Origin of the sequence: Phytoactinopolyspora alkaliphila (genome assembly GCF_010550695.1) — a bacterium.
Taxonomy (GTDB): Bacteria; Actinomycetota; Actinomycetes; order Jiangellales; family Jiangellaceae; genus Phytoactinopolyspora; species Phytoactinopolyspora alkaliphila.
This window is the reverse complement of sequence record NZ_JAAGOB010000009.1, coordinates 38,615-57,116: the sequence shown is the minus strand read 5'-3', so window position 1 is coordinate 57,116 and position 18,502 is coordinate 38,615. Positions and strand designations below refer to the sequence as shown.

Here is an 18,502-nt window from a genome sequence, read left to right as displayed (position 1 = left end):
CGCCCGAGCACCCCCTTGTCGCCAGGAGGTACATCTGATGAAACACCTCAGCCGCCGGCTTTTCCTCAGCTCCGCGGGTTCGATGCTGGCCGGCGCCACGTTCGCCGGAGCCCTCGGCGTCGGCCGTGAGCAGGCGCACGCCGCACCTGTCCCGGTCAGCGACCCGTCCGTGCGTGGTCTGGTCACCCAGACCGCGGACGGCTGGACGCTCGAGAATGACGTGATCCGCCTGGGCCTATCCACCGCCGGCGGATCGATCCGGATCGCCAGCCTCTACAACAAGGAGGCCGGCCGGGAATACCAGCGGGCTTCCGGTGGGCACCGGCTGTTCGCCTATGAGCTCGACGGAACTCACCAGATCGTCGCCGACGACGGTGGGTGGACGGCCGGTGCTCACCGGGTCACCGACCTGGTGATGCATACACCGAACGGAGAGTCCGGTATCGGCCGGCAGGTGGCCGTGCCGCTCACCCGGACACAGCCGAGGCCGATCACGGTCACGGTGATCTTCGAGATCTACACGGGCCGCGCGGGCATCCGCTTCTACACGCTGGTCAAGAACGACGACGCCACCACGAAGACGACCATCACTAATTCGACGGTGTTCGCGCTGGCGGTGGAGGACCAGTCGCACACGCTCTTCTATCCGCCGAACGCGATCTGGCGCAGTACGCGCGGCTCATTGGCGCCCACGCCGGAGGACACGTCGTCGGCTGGCAAACGGGCGGAGCTGCCGAAGAAGGTCATCAACGTCTACGATTCGGCCGACGGGTGGAGTGTGAGCCCGGAGCTGAACTGGAAGACGATGCGCGGCAGCGGCAACCATTCCAGCGATTACATGCTGCCGCCGTTCGCCAGCATCAACGCCTGGCACGAGATCGACCATCTACGTGTGACGACGAATCCCGAGTCGTTGCAGCTGGTGCTCTTCCCGGACGAGGAGTTCGAGTACCTCTCCGTGAACGTGACCGTGTTCAACGGCGGTGTGGTCGAGGGCAAGATGGCCGAGCAGGAGCACTTCCACAAGCGGTTCCGGTACAACCAGCTCACCACACTGTTCAACACCAATGACTGGGATTACCGCGGTGGGCCCGGCAACGTGCTGCCGGACAACTACTACTACGACGTGATCATCCCCAAGGCCGAACAAGCTGGCTTCGACATGGTGATGCTCGACGACCTGTGGAACACCACCCGCGACACCATCGAGCCGAACGAGGAGATGCTGAAGAGCATTCACAGTCTGGAGGAGTTCACGCAGACACTGGTGGACCGCGGGCTGATGTTCGGGCTGTGGTTCAGCCTCAGTGGCGGTGGGCACGGTCAGGGCCGTGACCTTGCCGACCCCGATCAGCTGGCCTTCAAACGCGAGCAGATCGAGACGCTGATCAACGACTTCCATATGTCGCATCACATGATCGATCTGACGCAGTACTGGCAGAACGAGCGAGAAACGCCGTACTCACACCCGTCGGACAACGTGTACCGCAAGAACGTCCTGGTCCGGCGGATGCTCAACGAGATCGTCGAGCGATACCCGCACTACCTGCCCAAGCTCACCACCGAGCTCGACATCTATCCCACTCAGGGTGACCGCAACAACGGTCTGCTGCATGTGCCGTACAACGGCTGGAACACCCTCAACGGCGGGGTGACGGGAGAGAACCTCTCGCTGCGCACGGCCGTTGTGCACTTCGGGCACATGCCCATGGGTGCGCAGTACATGAACCTCGGTCGGCTGACCGGCAAGATGGAGGACTACTACGCCTATACGGCGGTGCGCAACGTGAAGTTTGGGGAGAACCCGGGCAACTCGGAGCGCTGGCCTGAGTCCGCTATCGAGCTGATGGCGGTGTTCAACAAGTGGCGCAGGAGCCCTCGCGTCGCGGAGCTCACCGAGCACATGTGGCGGCCGGTCTTTCTCGGCACCGGCTGGGACGGCCGCGCGTGGAACACCAGCTCGGGTCCGTTCGTGTGGATGCACACCGACGACGACCGTGATCGGGCTCTGGTGATCGCTACCGGTCATCAGGGGTACGCGTCCACCGTCGTCGCCAATCTGCGGTGGCTCGACGACGGCGGCCGGTACATGGTGGCTGACGTGACCATCGACGACGACGGCAGTCACACATACGCCTATCGCGGCACGTTCACCGGGTCCGAGCTGAAGGATCCAGGGCTTCCGATCGACCTGCGAGAGAACGCCTCGCGAGGCAAGGCGTTCTGGATCCAGCGGGCGACGAGCCGGCGGGAGATGCACGTCGTCTACGCCGACGAGCATCTCGACGAGGTCGACGTCTCCACGAACGACAGGCAGATCCGGGTGCGCCTCACCGGCGAGCCCGGGGCCGACGCGACGATCATCGTGGCGGACCCCTCGACGGACAGGGGCCGCGTGGAGACGGTCGCCCTCAACAACCGCGGCCGGGGCGTGGCCGTGGTACTGGCATCTCAACTGCGCCCGCCGAAGCCGGTCAGCTCGGTGTTCCCGGAGCCGACGTATTTCGAGGCGGAGTTCCTCCCCTTCGAACTTGAGCCCGCGAATGCCAGCTGGCGACAGGTCAACGAGGGAAACGCCAGCAACAGCAGCTGGATCCTCGCCGAGTTCACCAACACCGGCCAGCACATCGAGTTCACCGTCGAGGTGCCAACGGCCGGACGGTATCTCGTCGAGAACCGGTACAAGGAGAATCAGTCCCGCGGGCGGAGCCAGCTGTATGTGGACGGCGACAAGCTCGGCGAGGAGTTCAACCACTACTACATGATCAACATGTACCGGGGCATCGAGTTCCGGGAGCGATACGTGGGCCTGGCCGACCTCGACGCCGGAGAGCACACATTCCGGTTCGTGAGCACGGGCACGTCGGGAAGCAGTCATGCCATCGGGGTGGACTTCATCAAGCTCACCCCGAGCGCCCGTCTGCCCCGCCTGAAGTTCGAAGCGGAGGAGACGCATGTCGGGGCTAGTGGTTCCGTACGCCGCGTGGCGGAACCGCCGGCCAGCCCTGCCCAAGGCGGGGCCTGGCACGAGCTGGCGGCGCCCGCGCCCGGCGCCTGGGCGGAGTACGAGGTGGAGGTCCCACAAGCTGGGCGGTACCGGGTCACCACGGTGGCGAAGAGGCATGCCAATCGCGGCCAGGCTCAGCTGGTGATTGACGGTCAGCCGGTCGGAGAGGTGTTCGACCAGTATCTGCCGACCAGCGACGGCGCGTATCTGTACGACGAGTTCGATCATGGAGTCGTCGAGATTCGCAAACCCGGACCCGTGGTGCTGCGGTACGAGGTCGTGGGTCGCGCGCCGGGGGCGGGCGGTTACAACCTCGCCAACGACTACATCACCCTCACGCCGGAGCCGTCCCTCGACGTGCCCGAGACGATCCAGGTGCGAGTCGGTGACACGGCGACGCTGGACGTCGGGTTCGTCAACATGGCCGGTGTCTACGCCGATCGCACGTACCTGCTGTGGACCGTGGTGGAGGAGAGCGCCGAGAACGTGGTCGGGGTCGACCAGAACGGCGTGATCACAGGCGAGAAGCGCGGCACGGCCGTCATCCGGGTGGAGAGTCAGATCGAGCCTGAGGCGGCGGCCACCATCGCGGTGACCATCACCTGACACGCCTCCCGGTGATCGTTGGCCGGTAGTCACCCTTGGCAGTGTGACTACCGTGCCGACGATCATCTCGGGTGGGTGCACAGCGAGCCGTCGATGACCGGGCGGCGGGTGTGATGGGCACATTGTCGGTGTGCCGTGGGAAGCTGGAGGCGTGCGCGTCGGAATTCTGGGTCCGCTGCAGGTCTGGACACCTGACGGCCGGCCGGTGCAGGTCGGCGGCGGGCAGCCGCGCACTCTGCTTGCCCGGCTTGCACTGGACCCGGGCAAACCCGTGGCGGTCGACGAGCTGGTGGACGCCCTGTGGGGAGACTCGCCGCCGGCCGGGTTGGCGAACGCCCTGCAGTCAGTGGTGTCCCGTCTGCGGCGCGCGCTGCACGACAGTCTCGGCGATGATCCGCTGGATGCCGGGCGTGGGTGGGTCGAAGCCACCCACTCCGGTTACAAGCTCGCTGTCTCTCCTTCCGATGTCGACGTCCACCGGTTCGAGCGCAAGACTCGTGACGGGAAGAGGCTGCTGACGTCCGGAGAGGCCGCGGCCGCCCACGCGGTTCTGTCCGACGCGCTGGCGATGTGGCGCGGCCCGGTCCTCTCGGACCTCGGTGCCGTAGGTTTCGTCGCTCCCGTGTCTGCGCGTCTGGAGGAGCTACGGCTGTCCGTCGTGGAAGATCGAGTCGAGGCGTCGTTACAACTCGACCGTGCCCATGACGTGATCCCGGAGCTCGAAGCGCTGACTGCCGGCTATCCGCTGCGGGAACGAATCTCGAGCCTTCTCATGCGCGCTTTGGCGCGGACTGGACGGCAAGCCGAGGCCCTGGCCGTCTACGAACGGATCCGGGCTCGGCTGGCCGACGAGCTCGGGCTCGACCCGTCGAGAGAATTGCAAGAACTCCACCTGTCGGTGTTGCGTGGAGAGTTGGACAGGTCCCGAACCGATCCGCCGGCTGACGCTGCCGGGCGTCCAGAGGGCTTTGAAGCCACCGGTAGGCGTCCGTTGCCCACGCGGGCCACCAGCTTCATCGGACGCACCGAGGACATCACTGCGCTGACCAGCGCGTTGGAGACGAAGACCCGGTTGATCACGCTGCACGGGCCTGGCGGTGCGGGTAAGACGAGGCTGGCCACCGAGGCAGCCGGACGGCTTGCTCAGGGCCGGAGCGAGCTCGCTGAGGACGGCATGTGGTTCGTCGAGCTGGCCCCGGTCGGCGAGCCTTCGGATGTGGCGCCGGCCGTACTGTCCGCACTGGGCTTGCGCGAGGTTGTGCGCACCAAACCGGAGCGGCTGCGACCGCTCGAAGCCCGGCTGGCCAGCGACCGGCTGATCGAGGCTTTGGGCGATAAGAAGGCCGTCATCGTGCTGGACAATTGTGAGCACGTGATCGGTGCTGTGGCTGAGCTGACCAACGCATTGCTGACACACTGCGCCGACCTGCGCGTGATAGCGACCAGCCGGGAAGCACTCGGCGTGCAAGGCGAGCGCCTGTACCCGGTAGGACCGCTTCCGCTTCCGGACGGGGACGAGGCGCACGATCCTGCCCGGGCCGGGGAGTATGCGGCCGTGCGGTTGTTCGCCGAGCGCGCCGCAGCGGTCAACCCAGTCTTCACGCTGGACCGGAGCACGGTCGGTCCGGTCGTGGAGGTCTGCCGCCGCCTGGACGGCATGCCGTTGGCCATCGAGCTGGCCGCATCCCGCAGCCGCGCGCTGTCGGCGGTCCAGATCGCCGCGCGCCTGAACGATCGATTCCGGCTGCTCTCCAACGGCGGGAGGGCCGTGTTGCCACGCCACCAGACACTTCATGCCGTCGTGGAGTGGAGCTGGGAGCTGCTTGACAAGCCGGAACGAACGTTGCTCGGCCGGCTCGCTGTGTTCTCCGGTGGCGCCTCACTCGATGCTGTGGAACACATCTGCTCGGGAGGTGAGGTCCCTCGCGAGGAGATTCTGGATGTGATCGCCTCGCTGGTGGACAAATCACTTGTCGAGGCATCACCGAGCGACGCGTCCGACGGCGAGGTTCGGTATCGATTACTCGAGACCGTGAAGGCTTACGCAGCCGACCGGCTGGCCAACGCCGGCGAGGTGGACGAGATCGCCAAGGCGCACGCGAGGTACTTCCGAGACCTGCTGGAGCGGGCCGAACCGCATCTACGCCGTTCCGAGCAGGTCGAATGGCTGCGACGCCTAACGCAGGACTACGACAATCTCCTCGCTGGGCTGCGGTGGGCTATTGATCGGGCAGAGGTAGAGCTGGCGCTGCGCATGGCTGCCGTGCTCGGGTATTTCTGGCTGCTCCGCGGCGGTGTCAGGGAATCCGGTTCGTGGCTGCGCGAGGTTGGCGCCCTGCGTACGCAAGCGCCGTCGTCACGGCGAGCTTTGGTTCATCTTTATGCGGCCGCCAGCTGCGTCGGCGCCGAGGGAATGCCGGCCATGATTCGAGCCTTGGCGAGGGCACGGATCACCGCTCGACGGGCGGCGCCCGATCCGTCCTTCCCGGTCCGTGCGGTGATCGAAGGCGCGTGGTCGGCGCTGGTGGACGGCCGTCCACAGGCTCGTGCCGGGCTTGACATGGCGCGGGAGAGCACGGATCCGTGGGTTCGCGGTATGGGCTTCATGATGGGCATGTTCATGGCGGGTGCCGAAGGAGACGTCGAGACCCGGGACCACGACCTCGCCGTCGCGATGGATGAGTTCGGAAGCATCGGTGATCGGTTGGGCACGGGATTGGCGTTGCGGATGAAGGCGGCGTTTCTCAGCCAGCGGGGCGATCACGGCGCGGCGGTGCGCGCGCTTGACGACGCGCTGCAGATGGCGCGTGAGATCGAATCGGTCGAGGACATCCCGACGATGCAGGCGGAATTGGGCCGGATGATGGTGGACCTCGGCGACCATGCCGCCGCCCGGCGAACGTTCGATGAGGCCATGGCCGGCGCCCAGCGCGGAGGTGTCACTGAGGCGCTGGTGCTCACGCACAACGGCTTGGGTTGGCTCGCCTACCGGGACGGCGACCTCGGCCGCGCTCGGGAACATTTCCGGCAGGTGCGCGCGGCGATGCCGATCCCGCAAGTCGAAGAGTGCGTGCTCATCACCGATCACGTGTACACCGAGATCGCCGCCGGTGACCTCGCCTCCGCGGGCATGGTCCTCTCGGACGCGGTAGAACTCCTGTTTAAGGGTGTAGCGCATGACCACCCCGGGCTACCTGACCGCACCAGCGCGGGCCAGGTGGCGCAGGCCTACGCCGCCCTGGCCGGAGCGCTTGGTGAGTACCGCGCGGCCGCTCAGCTGCTCGGTGTGAGCACATTTCTACGTGGCATCCCCGATATGGGAAGTGCCGAGCGTGCGGCCACTGAGCGCCACGCCCGGCATGCTCTTGGTGACGTGGTCTTCGACCATGAGTACGCCTGTGGCGCAGCGCTCACGCGAGAGAAGGCGTTCAGACTTCTCCGTGAGCACGGGCACCTGCCCGCCGCTCCGCCTCGGGCTGGTCTTCCCGTACTGGAACCGCGCTGACACTGTTCATGTCCGGCGCTTGAACATCCACACCGACAGTGGCGCGAACACCACGGCTATGCCGCCGGCCCAGAGCAAAGTCTCGATAATAGGCCCGGCCTCGGCACCGGTGAGCATCAAGCCTCGGACGGCGTCCGCGATGGTCGAGACCGGATTCGCGTCCACCACTGTCTCCAGCCAGCCGGGCAGCGTCTCGACCGGAACGAAGACATTGCTCACCATGGTGATGGGGAACAGAGCGGTGAAGCCGTAGATCTGTACTCGCTCCGGGTCTTTGGCCATGATCCCGACGACGACGCCTACCCAGGAGAATGCCAGCGCGAAGGCGAGAAGCAACGCGGTGGCGCCGAGCATCCCGGTTATCCCGTTGCCGAGCCGGAATCCCAGAACCATGCCCACGCCGAGCACTAGGATGATCGACCAGATCTGCTTGACCTGGTCGGCAAGGATGCGACCGGCCAACGGCGCCCACCGTGCGATGGGGAGGGAGCGGAGCCGGTCGAACACGCCCTTGGTGAGGTCGGTGTTGAGCCCCTGGCCGACATAGAGCGTGACGAAGAGCATGTTCATGACGATCATGCCGGGGAGCATGAACGTCAGGTAGCTCTGCCAGTCTCCGGCGATGGCTCCGCCGAACATGAACGTGAACAGCAGCACGAACATGATCGGCTGGATGCTGAAGTCACCGAGTTCCCACGGGTTGTGGCGGACCTGGACAACGGTGCGCCAGGCCAGGGTGAAGCTCTGGGCGATTCCTTCGCCGATTCCGACGCGCGAGCTCAACGGCGGCGCCTGGCCGCGGGTCTGCGGTGCTGTAGCGGATGTGGCGGTCATGCGAGACGATCCTCTCCTCAAAGACATGCGGTGCGTGCTGTGCGGTTCGAACTGGGCTGTGCTCAGGCCGCTCCGCTGTGCGCTTCGTTGCGTTCGGTGGGATGGCCGGTGAGGGACAGGAACACCTCGTCGAGACTGGCGCTTCGCAGAGTGAGCTCGGTGACGACCACTCCGGCGTCGTCGAGCCGCCGGACCGCGGCGGGCAGCACGGCCGGATCGGAGACCGGTGCCGTGACGAGGGACCCGTTGACCTCCGGCTGCGTCGACGACAACTCCGCCACAACAGCCCGCACGGTGGCCACGTGGGACGGATCGCTCGGGCGCACCGCGAGAGTCTGAGTTCCGGTGGCGGCCTTGAGCTGAGCCGGTGTGCCGGAGGCGATGACCTTGCCGTGGTCGATGACGATGATGTCGTCGGCGAGTTCGTCGGCCTCTTCCAGGTACTGCGTGGTGAGCAGGACGGTCACGCCGTCGGCCACCAGGCGGCGGATGAGCGCCCAGAGCTCGAGGCGGACCCGTGGGTCCAGGCCCGTAGTGGGCTCGTCCAGGTACAGGATTCTGGGACGGCCCACCAGACTTGCAGACAGGTCGAGCCGGCGGCGCATACCGCCGGAGTACGTCTTGGCGGCCCGGCCACCGGCGTCGCTGAGGTCGAACTCGGCGAGGAGTTCCCTCGCGCGCGCTTTCGCTTCGCTGCGCTCCATACCGAGGAGCCTGCCGATGAGCAGCAGGTTTTCGAAGCCGGTCAGGCTTTCGTCCACGGCGGCATACTGCCCGGTGAGCCCGATCAGCTGCCGGATCTGGTGCGCTTCGGTGGAGATGTCGTAGCCGCCCACCGTAGCGTGGCCCGAGTCCGGCGTCAGCAGTGTGCTGAGAACCCGGACAGCGGTGGTTTTGCCGGCGCCGTTCGGGCCGAGCAGGCCGAGCACGGTTCCGGTCCGGACGCCCAGGTCGATGCCGTCCAGTGCGACGGTCTCGCCGAAGCGCTTGACCAAGCCATCGGCCTGGACCGCGTAAGCGGCTTGTGGGGCGTGCATAGCTGATTCCTCCTCGTGTCGTTGTGATCACGATGGCACTGCTCACTGACAGGGTTCGCACAGATCGCTGACAGCGGTCACCGACCTCGCTGAGAAGCGAGCCGAGACCCGCCGCCCCGAGTCCGCTCCGCGGTCGACCGGCATCCGACACGCGGCTCGGGGCGGCTCTCGTGAAATTCCGGCTCGGCGGGTAGTCTGATGTGGCTGCTGTTACTGATGTGACGAAAGTTGCTAAGGGGGATTCACATGATCGCGATCGCCACCGCCATGCTGGGTATCGTCCTGCTCGCCGCCGCCGTCCTGGCGCTCGTCGGCGTGGCGCACGAGCTGACCCGCTCACCCAGGGGGCGGCGCTGGGTGCGGCGCCGGCGATACGCGATGAGAGTCCGTGCGGACGCGTTCGCCGATCTGGCCGTGCTGGGCCTGCGAGCCGGGCGCCGGCTCGTCGCCCAGCAGCTCAGCCGTCCGGTGCCGGCGCCGGCGCGCCGGCCCGTGATCGCGGTGAAACAGCAGCTGGCCTCGCGTTGAAGCGTCAGCGGGGATCCGTGCGAGGATAGGCCCCCGTGGAGTATCTGCTCATAGCTCTGGTCATCGCCGTCGTTCTGGCAGCCGGGATCGCGGCGTTCATCGTGCCGCGTCGTCGCGCCCGTATCCGGGAGCGCGAGGCGCCGCCGCGCCCCGGAGTGGATTACCCGCCCGGCGTGGGCGACGACGCGGCACCGCAGCTCCAGGAAGAGCGGCGATCCGTCGCCGACGTCACCCTCCCCGAGCCCGACGTCGACACCTCGGCGATCGAGGAGATCATCGCCGCCCCGGTGGAGCGTCCCGAGCCGGCTGCAGGGCGGCTTGTCAGGCTGCGAGCCAGGCTGGCACGGTCGCAGTCGACGCTCGGGCGGGGACTGCTCGGCCTGCTGTCTCGCGAACGACTGGACGAGGACACCTGGGAAGAGATCGAAGACACCCTGCTGACAGCAGACCTCGGAGTGGCACCCACCCAGGAGCTGGTGGAGCGGCTGCGGACCCGGGCTCGGGTCGAGGGACTCGCCGGTCCGGAGCAGGCGCGCACCATCCTGCGTGAGGAGTTGATCGCGCTCGTCGGCCCGGACATGGATCGCAGCCTCAGGACGGACCGCCATGTCACGGAGAACCGCCCGGCGGTGGTCCTCGTCGTGGGCGTCAACGGCACTGGAAAGACCACGACGGTGGGAAAGCTGGCACGGGTCTTGGTCGCCGAGGACCGCGACGTCGTCCTGGCGGCTGCCGACACCTTCCGGGCTGCGGCGGCGGACCAGCTGACCACGTGGGGTGACCGGGTGGGCGTCCCCACTGTGCGCGGTCCGGAAGGCGCCGATCCCGCCAGCGTGGCCTTCGACGCCGTCAAGACGGGCAGCGAGGCCGAAGCCGATGTCGTCCTGATCGACACCGCCGGACGCCTGCAGACCAAGGTGGGGCTCATGGACGAGCTGGGCAAGATCAAACGCGTGGTGGAACGGCACGGCCCGGTCGATGAGGTCCTCCTGGTGCTCGATGCCACCACCGGCCAGAACGGCATGATCCAGGCGAAGGTCTTCGGCGAGGTGGTGGACGTGACGGGCATCGTGCTGACCAAGCTCGACGGCACCGCCAAGGGTGGCATCGTCGTCGCGGTGCAGCGTGAGCTTGGCGTGCCGGTCAAACTCGTCGGTCTCGGTGAAGGCGCCGACGACCTCGCGCCCTTCGAGCCCGCGGAGTTCGTGGACGGCCTGCTCGGCTGAGGCGGCGTTTCGCGGCCCGCCGGACGCGTGCTGGATGAGCTTTTGGGTACCCCTTCGCGTACAAGGATGCATATCCGTGACACGGGAGGATTGCCATGGCTGACAGCGACCGCATCAAGCACGAAGGTGAAGAGTTCAAGGGCAAGGCCAAAGAGGCCTACGGCGACGTCACCGACGACGAGCAGAAGCAGGCCGAGGGCCAGGCCGATCAGGACGAGGCCAAGCTGAAGAAGGTCGGCGACAAAGTCAAGGACGCCGGTCGCGACCTGAAGGACACCTTCAAGCGCGACTGACTCGTCATGGCACCGAGCAAGACTGCCAAGTCGATAGCGGCGGCGGCACTTGATCGGCACGGCCGGACCTTCGCCGCGCAGGCGGGGATCCGGCTGGCCGACAAGCCGTCGCCGCTTTATCGTCTTCTGGTTCTGGCGATGCTGTTATCGGCCAGAATCAGCTCGCAGATCGCGGTCGACGCAGCCCGCGAACTGTCGAGGGCCGGTTACCGCACGCCTCGCCGGATGGCCGAGGCGACGTGGCAGGAGCGTGTCGACGCACTCGGCCGTGGTCATTACCGGCGCTACGACGAGCGGACGGCCACGATGCTCGGCGAGGGAGCTGGCCTGCTGCTCGACCGCTACGGCGGAGACCTGCGGCGGCTGTACGGAGAAGCGGCCGGCGTGGATGAGCTGGAGCGGCGGCTGCAGGAGTTCCCCGGCATCGGGCCTACTGGCGCGGCCATCTTCTGCCGCGAGGTACAGGGCGAATGGCGTGAGCTGGCACCGTACGCGGATCAGCGGGTCCTTGACGGCGCGGAGAAGCTCGGCCTGCCGGCGTCGGCAGCGAGACTGGGTGAACTTGTGCCCGCCGGGCAACTGCCCAGGTTGATGGCCGCATGTGTGCGCGCCGCGCAGGGCGAGTCCTGACACCAGGGCCTCGTCGCTCGGTCTCGTCCGGTCACCTGCCGTACCGGAAGCCGGGCCGGCAGGCGACGGCTGGCCCTGCCGGGTCGAATGCCGGGCAGGCCAACGTGGTGGACGCCGCCAGGTAGGCTTGCGGGAAGCCGATGTATCACCCCGGACCCTGAGGATTCGAAGCCGACGTGTTCGCCACTCTTTCTGATCGCCTGACAGCGACGTTCAAGACGCTCCGTGGAAAAGGCCGCCTGTCCGAGGCGGATATCGACGCGACCGCGCGAGAGATCCGTATCGCCCTGCTAGAGGCCGACGTCGCCCTGCCGGTGGTGAAGGAATTCATCGCCGCCGTCAAGGAACGCGCCAGGGGCGCCGAGGTCTCCCAGGCGCTGAATCCGGCGCAGCAGGTCATCAAGATCGTCAACGAGGAGCTCGTCCAGATCCTCGGGGGCGAAACGCGCCGTATCCGCTTTGCCAAGCAGCCGCCGTCGGTGATCATGCTCGCCGGCCTCCAGGGTGCGGGTAAGACGACGCTGGCCGGGAAGCTCGCGCTGTGGTTGCGGGAGCAGGGCAAGCAGCCGCTCCTCGTCGCCGCGGACCTTCAGCGCCCCAATGCGGTGAACCAGCTGCAAGTAGTGGGTGAGCGAGCAGGCGTGGCCGTGTTCGCGCCGGAGCCCGGCAACGGCGTCGGCGACCCGATCGCTGTGGCCCGGGACAGCATCGACCACGCGCGCTCCAAGCTGTATGACGTGGTCGTGGTCGACACCGCCGGCCGGCTCGGCGTCGACGCGGAGATGATGCAGCAGGCAGCGGACATCCGGGACGCGGTCAAGCCCGACGAGACCCTCTTCGTCGTCGACGCGATGATCGGTCAGGACGCGGTCACCACCGCCAATGCCTTCCTCGAAGGTGTGGGATTCGACGGCGTCGTGCTGACCAAGCTCGATGGCGACGCCCGCGGCGGTGCTGCGCTGTCGGTCGCCTCGGTGACCGGCCGTCCGGTGATGTTCGCATCGGCGGGGGAAAAGCTCACCGACTTCGATGTCTTCCATCCGGAGCGGATGGCGTCGCGCATCCTCGACCTCGGTGACATGCTTACCCTGATCGAGCAGGCGGAGAAAGCGTTCGACGCCGATGAGGCGGAGAAGATCGCCCGCAAACTGTCCGACAAGGGCGGTAAGGGCTTCACCTTCGACGACTTCCTCGACCAGATGCAGGCCGTCAAGAAGATGGGCTCGCTGAAGAGCCTGATCGGCATGCTCCCCGGCGCCGGGCAGATGCGCGAGGCGCTCGACAGCTTCGACGACAAGGAACTGGACCGGGTTCAGGCGATCATCTACTCGATGACGCCCGTTGAGCGGGAGAATCCCAAGATCATCAACGGCTCGCGCCGCGCCCGGATCGCGAAGGGGTCCGGTACGCAGGTCAGCGAGGTGAGCCAGCTGGTCGAGCGGTTCTTCATGGCCCGGGACATGATGAGCCAGGCGGCTCAGGGCAAGATGGGCGGCCTTCCAGGCATGGGCGGCATGCCGGGGATGCCCGGCCTGCCCGGCATGCCGGGGAGCAAGAAGAGCAAGGGCCGCCAGGCCAAGCAGTCGAAGAAGGGCAAGAAGGCCCGGTCCGGGAATCCGGCCAAGCGGGCGGCGCAGATCGCGGCAGCCGAAGAGCGGCGCGCCCAGGGTGGCGTTTCGGGAGAGCTCCCGTCGGCCTTCGGTGGCGACGGGAAGGCCGACGGCCAGAACACCGACTTCGAGCTGCCGGACGACATCGCCGACTTCCTCAACCGGCGCTGATGTGTCACCTGATCGTCGAAATGTCGGCTGGACTCGTGGCGTATGACGATCAGGTGACCATCGACGTCGTCGTCGGGCCTGTTTGTCATCCGATCGCGTCTCACTCCGTGGACGCAGAACGATCAGGTGACCATGAGGCTCGCCGGCAGCCGTCTTTGTCGTCTGATCTTCTCCGGAGGGTCCGGTGACCACGAGTACGACGACGCCCCGGACGCTGCACGTGCGAGGTGTGGTGCTGCCGGAAGGGGAGCATCGCGACCTGTGGATCCGCAACGGTGCCGTGACGTACGAGCCGGTCATGAATGCAGAGACGGTCGGCTCCGGCTGGATTCTGCCTGGACTGGTCGACCTGCACTGCCACGTCGGACTGGATTCCGGCGGGGCTGTACCCGACGACGTCGCCGAGGAGCAGGCGATCGCGGACCGGGAAGCCGGAACCCTGCTGATCCGCGACGCCGGCTCGCCCGCCGACACCCGGTGGGTGGATGGCCGGGATGACCTCCCGCGAATCATCCGGGCCGGCCGGCACATCGCCAGAACCAGGCGCTATCTGCGCAACTACGGCTGGGAGATCGAACCCGAGGAACTCGTCGCGTACGTCGAGCAGGAAGCTCGTCGTGGTGACGGCTGGGTCAAGCTCGTGGGCGACTGGATCGACCGGGAGAAGGGCGATCTCGGCCCCTGCTGGCCACGTGAGGCGCTCGAGGCGGCCATCGCCCGCGCTCACGAGCTCGGAGCGCGGGTCACGGCTCACGTTTTCGGCGAGGAAGCGCTGCCTGACCTCATCGGTGCCGGTATCGACGGGATCGAACACGGCACGGGGCTGTCCGACGATTTGATCGCGTTGATGGCCGAGCGTGGCGTGTCGATGGTCCCCACGCTGGTCAACATCGCGAACTTTCCATCGTTCGCCGAACAGGGCGCGGCCAAGTTCCCGGCGTACGCGGCCCACATGCGGGCGCTGCACGAGCGGCGATATGAAACGGTGCGCTCCGCTTACGAGGCCGGGGTTCCGGTCTTCGCCGGTACCGACGCGGGTGGATACCTGCCGCACGGGCTGATCGCGCGTGAGGTCTTGGAATTGACGGCGGCCGGCATCCCGGCGCCGGATGCCGTAGCTGCCGCTTCGTGGAAGGCGCGGGCATACCTGCTCGGCGGTTCAGGGAGGCTCGACGAGGGCGTCGTAGCCGACCTCTGTGTCTATGCGGCTGATCCTCGGGTGGAGCCCGCCACCCTCCTCGAGCCCGCGCGCATCATCCTGCGCGGCCACGTCGTGCGCTGAGACGTTCCTCCTGCTAACCGCTGTCATCGCCAGGGCGTGACGAGCGCTGAGCGGCACGGACGTCGCCACGTCACCAACTCCGCAGGCACGCGTGGCCGGCACCCGAGCTTCTCCGCGAGTGGGCCGAATGAGGAAGTTTTGGCGGAGATCCTCAAGGACACTTGCTAAAGATAGCTTTATAAAGGTAGCTTTAGCATCATGAGCAACGACGCGACGCCCCACAGCTCCGGACCCCGGATCACCGATCCCCAACGGTTGCGCGCCTTGGCCCACCCGCTACGCAATGAATTGCTGGACGTACTGCGCATCGAGGGCGAGGCCACCGCCACCCAGTGCGCGGAACGCACCGGAGAGAGCGTTGCCAGCTGTTCGTTCCATCTGCGGATGCTTGCCAAGTACGGCTTCGTGGAGCCGGGTGAACCGAAGGGCAGGGAGAAGCCCTGGCGGCTGGCGGTCCGATCGTTCACGGCCACCGCCGACTTCGAGGACCCGGCGTCGAAGTTCGCGCTCCGTGAAGTGTCCTCGTTGGTGGTCGAACGTGAGATGCAGCGCTTGCGGGACTGGATCGCGCGCACTGACGAAGAGCCCCGGGAATGGGTAGAGGCGTCGACCATCGCCACGTCCACGTTCTGGGCGACCGCCGAGGAGATGAGCGAGATCAGCCGGACGTTGGGGGAGCTGACCGACCGCTTCACCGACCGCTTCGACGATCCCGCCAAGCGTCCCGAGGGCGCCAGGATCGTTCGCTTGCTGGGGGTCACCACCGTTGACCCGGACCGCTCGTCCGACGCCCGCACCGACGGAGCTGACTCATGAGCCGCTTGCCGATAGTGGGGCGCCGGAAGTCCGGCGACGCCGCTCGCCGCGCGGCTGCGGGGGCGGTGGAGGCGGCGGAGGCCGGGAAGAAGGCGGCTGAGCTGCCTCCGCTCGGACGTCCCTTCATCTATCTCTGGGGCGCGTCCGGTGCGTCGAACCTCGGCGACGGCCTCCTTCTCATCGGCGCACCCCTGCTCGCCGTGTCGCTGACCCGGGAGCCGTTCCTGGTCTCGATCGTCACCGCCGCCGTGTGGTTGCCATGGCTGCTGTTCGCCCTGCACGCCGGAGCCATCGCCGACCGCTACGACCGCCGTCGCATCATGATGGTGGCTAGCTGGAGCCGCGCTGCTGCCCTGGGTATGGCGCTCACGTGGACGGCCGTGGGGGAGCTGAGCCTTCCGCTGCTGTACGTCACTGTGCTGGTGGTGGGCACGGCGGAAGTGTTCTCCGACACATCGGCGCAGTCGATGCTCCCCATGCTCGTCGACAAGCGAAGGCTCGGGGACGCGAACGGCCGGTTGATGGCGGTGCAGACCGTGGCCAATCACTTCCTCGGCGCGCCCTTCGCCGGTGTCCTGGTCAGCCTTGCGGCTGGCGCGATCTTCGGGGCAGCCGGCCTCTGCTACGCCCTGGCTGGCCTGTTGCTTCTGCGCATCAGTGGCCGGCACCGGCCGCAGAAGGTCTCCGAGAAGACACTCCGAGCCGACATCGTGGCCGGATTGAGCTACCTGTGGGGCCACCGCTTGCTGCGCAATCTGGCGATGTCGGCCGGTCTGATCAACCTGGGTAACAATGCCTATTTCGCGGTCTTCGTGCTGTGGCTGGTCGGCCCGGAATCGGAGGTGGGCCTCACCGCCGCCGAGTACGGCCTGATGGCCGCGGCTCTCGGGGTGGGCGCCGTTGCCGGTTCGCTCGTGGTGGAACGGGTCACCCGCCGGTACGGCCATGCGCAGGTCCTGTTGGGCGGCCTGTTGATCATGTGTGCCTTCATGGTATTGCCCATCCTTTTCCCGACGCCGGTGGCGGTCTTCGCGGCCGCTGTCGTCCTGGGAGCGTGTGGCGCGGGCGTCAACGTCATCGTGGTGTCGATGCGCCAGCGGCTGGTGCCGAGCGAACTCCTGGGTCGAGTCAACGCGTCGTATCGGCTGATCGGCATGGGTGGGATCCCCGTGGGGGCTCTCGGGGGCGGGGTCCTCGGGACGTTCGCCGGCTTGCCGGCCGTGTTCTACACCGGTGTCGGGCTCTGCCTCGTAGCAGCGGTCGTCGTCGCGCGGCACGTCTCAGCCAGGGCCCTGCGAAGCGCTGAGCTGGCGGCGGAGGAAGCCGAGGCTGAGCTGACGGCGCAGGAAACCGAGGCCGACCAGGGCGTAGCTCACCGAGCCGAGGCCGGGTTCTCGGACCGCGAAGCCGAATCCGAGAACGAGACCCGCTGACACTTCATGCATTCGTCCGTCATCACTCCGTGGAAAGGACAGACCATGTCGATCACACCGAACCCGCACAGCATCGTCTTGCCAGGATCCCTGGGCGTGCACGACCAGCACGCGGAAGACATCGCGCGCGCCGCCGTGGAGCGCCAGTCGCGGATTCTCCGGCGCTCGCGCCGCCTGGACCGCTGGTCGCGCCGGATCGGCGGTGTGTCGGTGGCGTTGTCGCGCGCCGCCGCCGGCCTCCGTGCTCGCGGCACCGCGGCGAGAATCCAGCCGAACGGCGGATGACGTGCCATGTCAGCGATTCCGTATGGGAGACGTCGGGCGCCGACATGCCTGCGCGGCGAGTTGGGATTCTGCTCTGGAATCTGGCAGAATGACCTGCTGAACCGGCGCCTCGCGCGGCCCTCTCACCCGTGGCGTGCCGGATCCATCCGGGACTTCATCGCCGGCGCCCCACTCAGGCGATGACTGGCCCACCCGCGCGCGAAACCACAAGGAGACTCCACACCCGTGGCTGTCAAGATCAAGCTCAAGCGGATGGGAAAGATCCGCGCCCCGCATTACCGCATCATCGTCGCCGACGCCCGGAACAAGCGTGACGGCCGGGCCATCGAGGAGATCGGCCTGTACAACCCGAAGCTCGAGCCGAGCCTGATCCAGGTCGATTCGGAGCGGGCCCAGTACTGGCTCGGCGTCGGCGCGCAGCCGACGGAGCCTGTCCTCTCCATCCTCAAGGTCACTGGAGACTGGCAGAAGTTCAAGGGCCTGCCGGGAGCCGAGGGGACGCTGAAGGTCGCCGAGCCCAAGGCAGACCGGCGAGCGGCTTTCGATGCCGCCCTGGCCGAGGTACACGGCGAGCCCAAGGGTGAGGCGACGACGGCCAAGAAGAAGCCGGCGAAGAAGAGCGCTGCCAAGAAGGACGACGCCCCCAAGGACGACGCCAAGAAGGACGACGCCGCCCCCAAGGACGACGCCAAGAAGGACCAGGCCAAGGCCGAGTCCACCGAGGCGCCTGCGGAGCCGACCGAAGAGGCCGCCACCGACGCGGTAGCCGAGGCCGCTGCCTCCGTCGAGGAGCCGGCCAAGGCCGAGGCTGCCGCCGAGCCGACCGCCGACGCCAAGGCCGACGAGGCCTGAGCCGATGCTTGCTCAGGCGTTGGAGCACTTGGTGACCGGTATCGTCGAGCATCCGGATGACGTGAGTGTGCGCTCCCGCCAGCAGCGGCGAGGGCGGCTGCTCGAAGTGCACGTGCATCCGGACGACCTCGGCAAGGTCATCGGCAGAGCTGGGCGGACCGCTACGGCGTTTCGCACCGTCATCGGGGCACTGGCGGAAGACAGCGTCCGGATCGATTTCGTCGACGTCGACGAACGCTAGTGTCCGGCGGCGTGGCCGAGACTCGTGGCCGCGTCATGGTGCACCACAGTCGGCACCCGAGATGCGTGAAAGCCTGTGCCAGGCGATGAGGAGACCCTGGCGCAGGCTTTTCGTATCCCCGGGGTCAGTGGTGCCGTCAGCGGCGC

The 18,502-nt window shown here is 67.2% G+C and carries 15 protein-coding genes; 13 read left to right on the top strand and 2 right to left on the bottom strand.

Annotation, left to right across the window (positions count from 1 at the left end):
- Positions 1-37 precede the first annotated feature (37 nt).
- Together G1H11_RS16880 and G1H11_RS16875 are read left to right on the top strand one after the other, a co-directional pair.
- A complete protein-coding gene (locus G1H11_RS16880; protein WP_163819771.1) occupies positions 38-3,613 on the top strand; it encodes a hypothetical protein in 3,576 nt (1,191 codons plus the stop codon).
- 151 nt (positions 3,614-3,764) lie between these two features.
- A complete protein-coding gene (locus G1H11_RS16875; RefSeq protein ID WP_163819770.1) occupies positions 3,765-7,118 on the top strand; it encodes a BTAD domain-containing putative transcriptional regulator in 3,354 nt (1,117 codons plus the stop codon).
- Between the two features lie 6 nt (positions 7,119-7,124).
- On the opposite strand, the gene G1H11_RS16870 is transcribed toward G1H11_RS16875, so the two are convergent.
- Positions 7,125-7,952, bottom strand: a complete 828-nt coding sequence (locus tag G1H11_RS16870) for an ABC transporter permease (protein WP_163819769.1) — start codon at positions 7,950-7,952, stop codon at positions 7,125-7,127.
- A gap of 62 nt (positions 7,953-8,014) precedes the next feature.
- Positions 8,015-8,989, bottom strand: coding sequence for an ATP-binding cassette domain-containing protein (locus G1H11_RS16865; protein ID WP_163819768.1), 975 nt, complete (start codon positions 8,987-8,989; stop codon positions 8,015-8,017).
- Positions 8,990-9,235: 246 nt separating this feature from the next.
- On the opposite strand from G1H11_RS16865, the gene G1H11_RS16860 reads away from it, so the two are divergent.
- The 11 genes from G1H11_RS16860 (at position 9,236) to G1H11_RS16810 (ending at position 18,356) form a co-directional block, all read left to right on the top strand.
- Complete coding sequence (locus G1H11_RS16860; protein WP_163819767.1) at positions 9,236-9,517, top strand: hypothetical protein; 282 nt, start codon at positions 9,236-9,238, stop codon at positions 9,515-9,517.
- 35 nt (positions 9,518-9,552) lie between these two features.
- Positions 9,553-10,743 (top strand): signal recognition particle-docking protein FtsY, encoded by a 1,191-nt coding sequence (gene ftsY, locus G1H11_RS16855; RefSeq protein WP_163819766.1) that lies wholly within the window; start codon positions 9,553-9,555, stop codon positions 10,741-10,743.
- A gap of 95 nt (positions 10,744-10,838) precedes the next feature.
- A complete protein-coding gene (locus G1H11_RS16850; protein ID WP_163819765.1) occupies positions 10,839-11,036 on the top strand; it encodes a CsbD family protein in 198 nt (65 codons plus the stop codon).
- Between the two features lie 6 nt (positions 11,037-11,042).
- Positions 11,043-11,666 (top strand): HhH-GDP family DNA glycosylase, encoded by a 624-nt coding sequence (locus G1H11_RS16845; RefSeq protein WP_163819764.1) that lies wholly within the window; start codon positions 11,043-11,045, stop codon positions 11,664-11,666.
- A 176-nt stretch (positions 11,667-11,842) separates the two neighbouring features.
- The gene (gene ffh, locus G1H11_RS16840) at positions 11,843-13,447 is read left to right on the top strand and encodes a signal recognition particle protein (protein WP_163819763.1); all 1,605 of its coding nucleotides are present in this window, start codon (positions 11,843-11,845) and stop codon (positions 13,445-13,447) included.
- Between the two features lie 184 nt (positions 13,448-13,631).
- The gene (locus G1H11_RS16835; protein ID WP_343074872.1) at positions 13,632-14,729 is read left to right on the top strand and encodes an amidohydrolase family protein; all 1,098 of its coding nucleotides are present in this window, start codon (positions 13,632-13,634) and stop codon (positions 14,727-14,729) included.
- Positions 14,730-14,927: 198 nt separating this feature from the next.
- Positions 14,928-15,545 carry an ArsR/SmtB family transcription factor gene (locus G1H11_RS16830; protein ID WP_163819762.1) on the top strand — a complete coding sequence of 206 codons (618 nt, stop codon included), beginning with the start codon at positions 14,928-14,930 and terminating at the stop codon, positions 15,543-15,545.
- Complete coding sequence (locus G1H11_RS16825; protein WP_163819761.1) at positions 15,542-16,978, top strand: MFS transporter; 1,437 nt, start codon at positions 15,542-15,544, stop codon at positions 16,976-16,978. The genes G1H11_RS16830 and G1H11_RS16825 overlap by 4 nt, the downstream gene beginning before the upstream one ends.
- Before the next feature lie 45 nt (positions 16,979-17,023).
- Positions 17,024-17,263, top strand: coding sequence for a hypothetical protein (locus G1H11_RS16820; RefSeq protein WP_163819760.1), 240 nt, complete (start codon positions 17,024-17,026; stop codon positions 17,261-17,263).
- 225 nt (positions 17,264-17,488) lie between these two features.
- On the top strand, positions 17,489-18,115 hold the full coding sequence (rpsP, locus tag G1H11_RS16815) for a 30S ribosomal protein S16 (RefSeq protein WP_163819759.1): 627 nt from the start codon (positions 17,489-17,491) through the stop codon (positions 18,113-18,115).
- A 4-nt stretch (positions 18,116-18,119) separates the two neighbouring features.
- On the top strand, positions 18,120-18,356 hold the full coding sequence (locus tag G1H11_RS16810; protein ID WP_163819758.1) for an RNA-binding protein: 237 nt from the start codon (positions 18,120-18,122) through the stop codon (positions 18,354-18,356).
- Positions 18,357-18,502: the final 146 nt, after the last annotated feature.